The following is a 5,418-nucleotide window of genomic DNA, read 5'->3' as shown; positions in this document are numbered from 1 at the left end:
CGTGCTGAGCTTGTGTGTTCCTTGGTCGGATCACATGCTCGGCCGAAGGCCGCCTGTACATACCGCAGTTACCAGTCCGAGTGATCAAGTACGAGGCCCCGTTCGGACCCCGAGGTTAAAGATCAAGGTAGGGGTTCATGTGCCTCCAGAACAGCGGGGACAGGGCCCGCCGGTCGGCGTCGGTGAGCGTGTCGGCCCACTTCGGGTCGGCGAGGACCTGCTGCATCAGCAGCGTGTTGACGTGCACGAGGGCGGACTGGAGCAGGTGCAGGGCGAGCATGGACACCTCCTGGGACTCCTTGTCCGCACCTGCCAGGTCGCCGTCCTTGACCGAAGATGCCGAGCGCCTCACCGATGCTGTCGACCCGCTCGTCGTCGGGATCGCCGGGGGTGAGCCCGCTGGGGTCGGTCAGAGCGGTGGGCTGGTTGTCGGCGTAGGCGTACGCGGAGACGTACGGGCTGCCGGCGCTCCGCGTGACAGGTCGGGCCGGTCGAAGCGGCCGGTGGTGGTGTCGTACTGGCGGGCGTGCAGGTCGAGGTAGCCGGTCGTGGGCTCGTGGCGGGCGCCCGTGGCGGACGGGGTGTGTCGGGGGCGCCGTCGGCGGTGGTGTCCAGCACCCGGGTGCCGAAGGGGGCGTACGCCCACCGTTGCAGGAGCGTGCCGGTGCTGTCGGTGACATCGACCGGGGAGCCCTGTGTGTCGTGGTGGTAGTGGAACAGCGCCCCCGAGCCGCTCTCGGTGGCGGCGGGCTGCCCGAGCGGGTCGTAGCGGTACGACTGCTTGAGCGCGCCGACGCCGTCGTACTCGCCCGCCAGAAGGGGCAGCGGGGCGTTGGGGTGCCACTGGTTGCGGCCGGTGACCGTACCGTTCTCGGCTGTTGCGATCTGGTTGCCGGCGGCGTCGTGATCGTAGGTGCAGGTGTGGCCGGCGACGGTGGCGGGCGCGATGTGTCCGGCCAGGTCGTAGCTGTAGGTGTCGGTGCCTGCCTTGGTCCGGTTGCCTTCGCCGTCGTACGCGTAGGCGGTGGTCGTGGTGCCGGTGGTGGTGGAGGTCAGCTGGTCGGCGGCGTCGTAGGTGTGACCGGTGGTCGTGCCGCCGCGGGTGGAGGTCAGGCGGTTGCCGACCTTGTCGTGCAACGTCAGCCGGCCGGCCGCCCCGGCGGGGTCGTCGGCGGCGGTCCGTTCGATCTCCTGCTGGAGTACGAAGTTGCCCGCCTCGTCGATGACGTACAGCCAGATGTCCTTGTACGAGGTGCCGGTGCCCGCTCCCGGCTTCATCTGTCCGCCGATGGACAGGCTGCCCGGGCAGGCCGTGGCCCAGGAGGACACCCAGGCCGGGTCCGCGGTCGCCGCGGGGGAGCGTTTCGGCGCCGCGTCGGTTCGGGCGGCGGGTCCGCGCTCGGCGTCTCCTCGGCCGGGTGGGCTGTGGGCGATCTCGCGTAGGCGTGCGCCGGGGCCCGTCGGCCCCGGGAGTGTTCGACCTGTTCGCGGCGGTCGGCCGGGGTCATGGCCTTCGGTGGTTTCGGGAGGTCAGCCGCGGTGTGTGTCTCTGCACCGCTGTCGTGGCGGGTCCGGTGGGGAGGGCCCAGGCGGGGACGACGCCCGCGGCGGCCAGCAGGGACAGGGTGAGGAGGGCGGCGGCTGATCTTCGAGCTCGCGTGCGCACCGTGCACCGCCTGTGTGACGGGTGGGAACGAAGGGTCGGAGATGATCTTGGTGCAAGGGGCGTGGTGTGACCGGCGGCTCGGGGATGTGTCCGAAACCCCTTCAGCGTGACGGTGTTTCAGGTGATGTCGCGGCAGGACGGCCGGTGCGTGGGCCAGGAGAATGGCGTGAACATGATCCATGGGGTGTCCGTGGTCGATCGGTCGGCCATAAATGATCGTTGATGGTGATGAAGTGGACCGATAAGGTCCCAGTCGCGGACCGATCTGATCGACCGTCCGCTCTCGGGGGACTGTGGGGCCTCGGTCCTGCCTCCGTGGCTTCGCTCTCCGTTCGCGCCTCGCGGGACGGCGGTGGGCGGGGCGGCGGCCGGCACCGTCGTGGAGCCGGTCCGTGCCCGCGTGACGCGGGAGGTCTTGGCGGCACTCGACGACGAAGGACACTCATGAACGCGGGATCCAGAGCGATGCGCAGGCTCAGTGCCCGGCTCGTCGGAAGTCTTCGGGTGTCGGCCGACGAGGATGTCGTGCCCGCGCTGGGGCGGGCGCTCGGCCAGGTGCGCGGCCGGCCGGTCCGGTTACGGAAGGCGGCGTTCCCGCCGGCGACGGCGAGCGGGCTGTGGGTGGACCGCGCGGATCACGATCTGATCGTCTACGAGGAGAACACCGACCCCGAGCATCAGCTGGTGATCATCGGTCATGAGGCGTGGCACATGTTCCGCAGCGAGGGTGCGGGCCGGACGGGTCCTGAGGCCTCCGCGGCCCGTGCGGCCGGGCAGCCGGGCGCGGGCGTGCCGACGGCACTGGCGGCCGTCCTGCCGGCCGTGGCCGACGGCGACGGACTCTCCCCCGATGTGCGGACGGATGCCGCTCTGCATGTCGCCGCCCGCGCCGACGCGCACGCGGTGGACGAGGAGGTGGAGGCGGAGCGGTTCGGTTTCCGGTTCGCCACGGACATGCAGACCGTGCTGGCGGAGGCGCGCGGTGCGGTCGATCCGGCGGACCTCGCCGGACGCATCCAGGCGTCGATGGCCCACCGCGTCCGCCCGCTGTGATCGCGTTCCCGTTAGCCGCGTCACCCGCCGAAGCGGCAGCGGCCACGGTGACCTCGGGCCCCGGTGATCTCGGTTTCTACGTCTGCGGGTTCGTGCTGCTGCTGGTGTGCGCGGCGAAGCTGCCCGCGCTGGCCCGCAGGAGGCACGACACGCTGCTGCGCGCCTCTTGCCTGTTGCTCTTCGCCGGCGGCTGCCAGATGATCCTCGCCGCTCCCCGCTCGATCGTCACGCTCAACCGGGTCACGGGCATCGCCAACGTCGCGGCTCCGACCGTGTATGCGGTGACGACGACGTTCGCCGGCGCGAGCCTGCTGCTGATCATCAACTGGCGGCCGGGGCCGCCCGGGCTGACCCGGCGCTGGTCGCGTTGGTGCGTGGCGGCCTACAGCTCGGTCGTCGTGGCCGTCGTCGCGCTGTTCTGGGCGGGAGACGCCCCCGTGGAGCAGGTCACGCTGTTCGACGTCCACTACGCCACAACTCCCTTCATCCGCGAGATGATCGTCACCTATCTCGTCGCGCAGGGCGTGGCGATGGCCGCCGCCGGCGTGCTGTGCCTGCGGTGGTCGCTGCAGGTGCACGGCGCGCTCCGGGCCGGTCTGCGCGTCCTCGCGCCCGCCTACCTGCTGATCGTCTGCTACGACGTCCTCCGGCTGGTGGCGGTGGCCGCCCGGTGGGCCGGACGCGATCTGGACTTCCTCGTGGACCCGGTGTCCGTCCTGATCGCCACGCCCGTCGCCGTGCTCGGTGCCGTCGGGTTCGCTCTTCCGCTGGCGGGGCCGCGTCTGGCGCGGACCGTCCGGGTGCTCCGGCAGCTTCGGCAACTGGCGCCTCTGTGGCGGGCGTTGCGGCATGTGCCGACGCCGGGCGCGGTCCGTGCGCCGCTGCCGTGGTGGCGTACACCGCCTGCGGTGCTGCTCACCGGGCGGAAGACCGCCCTGTACGACGCCATCCTCGCGCTGGCCCCGTACTGCGACCCGGAGGTCCGTGAGTGTGCCTACCGGGCGGCGCTGCTCCACGGCGGCGACGGGGCGCGTGCCGCGGCCACCGCCGACGCGGCCATGCTTCTCGTCGCCCGGGACCGGCAGCGCGCCGGTCTGCCGCAGCCGGCCGGCACCCCGAGCATGCCGGTGCGTCAGGCGTGGGACCTGCTTCCCCTGTCGTCGGCGCTGGCCTCGCCCTCTCTGCCGTATCTGCTGAACCGACTCGCAACCCCACAGAAAGCAGCCCATCATGAGTGAGGTCCCCCGACGCGGTCCCGCCCGGGTCGTCATCGTCGGAGGCAGCATGGCCGGCGTCCTCGCCGCGGCCGCGGTGAAGGATCACGCCGGTGCTGTCGAGATCGTCGAGGCGCACGAGTTGCCCGAGGGGCCCGAGCCGCGCACCGGCGTTCCCCAGGCCGTGCACATCCACATGCTGCAGACGGGCGGCGCCGAGGCGATCGAGACCCTGCTGCCCGGCACCGTCGACCTGTTGCTGGCCGCGGGCGCCCACCGCATACCGGTGACCAGCCACATGGTCATCTGCTCCCCGGAGGGCTGGTACCGCCGCTGGCGGCGCTCCACGCACTACGTCATCAGCGCGAGCCGGGACCTGACCGATTCCGTCGTCCGCCAGCAGGTGCTGAAGGATCCCCGGGTGAGGGTGCGCCCGCACACCAGGGTGGTGGGGCTGCTCGGTGACCGCGGCGCGGTCACGGGGGTGCGTGTCCGCGCCGCCGACGGCACGGAGGAGGATCTGCGCGCGGACCTGGTCGTCGACGCCTCCGGCCGGTCCAGCCGTACGCCCGTGTGGCTCGCCGGGCTCGGCGTCACCGGTCTCCGGCACGACGAGATCGACTCCGGTCTGGTCTACGCGAGCCGCGTCTACCGCGCCCCCGTGCCCAGCCGTGACTGGCCCATGGTCGGTGTGCAGGCCGATCCGCGTCTGCCGGGCCCCGTGAGTGCGGGCGGCATCCTGCCGATCGAGGGCGACCGCTGGCACGTGAGCCTGATGGGCGGCCCCGGCGGGCAGCCGACCCGGGACGCGGACGCCTTCGAGCCCTTCGCACGGACTCTGCGCCACCCCCTTCTCGCCGACCTGATCGCGCGCGCCGAACCGGTCACCGGTGTCAGCGTCACCCACAGCACCGCGAACCGGCGTCACTACTACGAGCGGCTGCGGCACTGGCCCGGCGGCCTCGTCGTGCTGGGCGATGCCGTCGCCACCTTCAACCCCGTGTACGCGCAGGGCATTTCGGTCGCCGCGCAGGGGGCGCTCGCGCTGCGCGACATCCTCGCCGGGGGGTTCTCCGCGGGTGCGGCCCGCGCGGCTCAGCGGGCGATCGCCCGTCCCGTCGACTGGGCGTGGGCCCTGGCGACCGGGCAGGACATCCATTTCCACACCACGACGGGCAGGAGCCCGAACCTCGCCGACCGTCTCCTGCACCGCTATGTCGGCCGTCTGTCCCGCACGGCCACGGGTTCCTTCCACGCGGCCACCGCGCTGACCGACGTACTCGCCCTTCAGGCCTCGCCCGCCACGCTCGTGAAGCCCGGCGCGCTGCTCTCGGCGCTGCTCGGGCCGCTGCGGCGGCCCCTGGACGGGCCCACGTTCACCCGGGCCGAGAGGGTCCTCCTGCGCAGGGCGGGGGTGATCCGCTGAGCACCCGCCCGGGGGGAGGGGGCGGTTCGCGGTGTGCCCGGCCCGCCCGGCCGTAGGGG

At 72.4% G+C, this 5,418-nt stretch carries 5 protein-coding genes; 3 read left to right on the top strand and 2 right to left on the bottom strand.

Translation table 11 applies throughout. The annotated features are described in order from the left end of the window. Positions 1-115: 115 nt before the first annotated feature. Both MTQ10_RS27365 and MTQ10_RS27360 read right to left on the bottom strand, forming a co-directional pair. Positions 116-352 carry a transposase gene (locus MTQ10_RS27365; protein WP_247472932.1) on the bottom strand — a complete coding sequence of 79 codons (237 nt, stop codon included), beginning with the start codon at positions 350-352 and terminating at the stop codon, positions 116-118. Next, positions 349-1,329 carry a hypothetical protein gene (locus tag MTQ10_RS27360; protein WP_247472931.1) on the bottom strand — a complete coding sequence of 327 codons (981 nt, stop codon included), beginning with the start codon at positions 1,327-1,329 and terminating at the stop codon, positions 349-351. The genes MTQ10_RS27365 and MTQ10_RS27360 overlap by 4 nt, the downstream gene beginning before the upstream one ends. Positions 1,330-2,131: 802 nt before the next feature. Between MTQ10_RS27360 and MTQ10_RS27355 the strand changes: the two genes are divergently transcribed. From MTQ10_RS27355 to MTQ10_RS27345, 3 genes are read left to right on the top strand one after another with little or no spacing between them, the layout of a single operon-like run. After that, positions 2,132-2,719 carry a toxin-antitoxin system, toxin component gene (locus tag MTQ10_RS27355; protein WP_247472929.1) on the top strand — a complete coding sequence of 196 codons (588 nt, stop codon included), beginning with the start codon at positions 2,132-2,134 and terminating at the stop codon, positions 2,717-2,719. A gap of 47 nt (positions 2,720-2,766) precedes the next feature. Then, the gene (locus tag MTQ10_RS27350) at positions 2,767-3,957 is read left to right on the top strand and encodes a DUF6545 domain-containing protein (protein ID WP_247472928.1); all 1,191 of its coding nucleotides are present in this window, start codon (positions 2,767-2,769) and stop codon (positions 3,955-3,957) included. Beyond that, complete coding sequence (locus MTQ10_RS27345; protein WP_247472927.1) at positions 3,950-5,359, top strand: FAD-dependent oxidoreductase; 1,410 nt, start codon at positions 3,950-3,952, stop codon at positions 5,357-5,359. The genes MTQ10_RS27350 and MTQ10_RS27345 overlap by 8 nt, the downstream gene beginning before the upstream one ends. Positions 5,360-5,418 lie beyond the last annotated feature (59 nt).

This window comes from Streptomyces sp. XM83C (assembly GCF_023072675.1).
Taxonomy (GTDB): Bacteria; Actinomycetota; Actinomycetes; order Streptomycetales; family Streptomycetaceae; genus Streptomyces; species Streptomyces thermocoprophilus.
The sequence above is the reverse complement of the archived record's forward strand: the minus strand, read 5'-3'. Positions and strand labels throughout refer to the sequence as shown.

Excerpts from the sequence above, each read along its gene's own strand:
- MTQ10_RS27355 (WP_247472929.1), top strand. The coding sequence starts at position 2,132 with ATGCGCAGGCTCAGTGCCCGGCTCGTCGGAAGTCTTCGGGTGTCGGCC.
- MTQ10_RS27345 (WP_247472927.1), top strand. The coding sequence starts at position 3,950 with ATGAGTGAGGTCCCCCGACGCGGTCCCGCCCGGGTCGTCATCGTCGGA.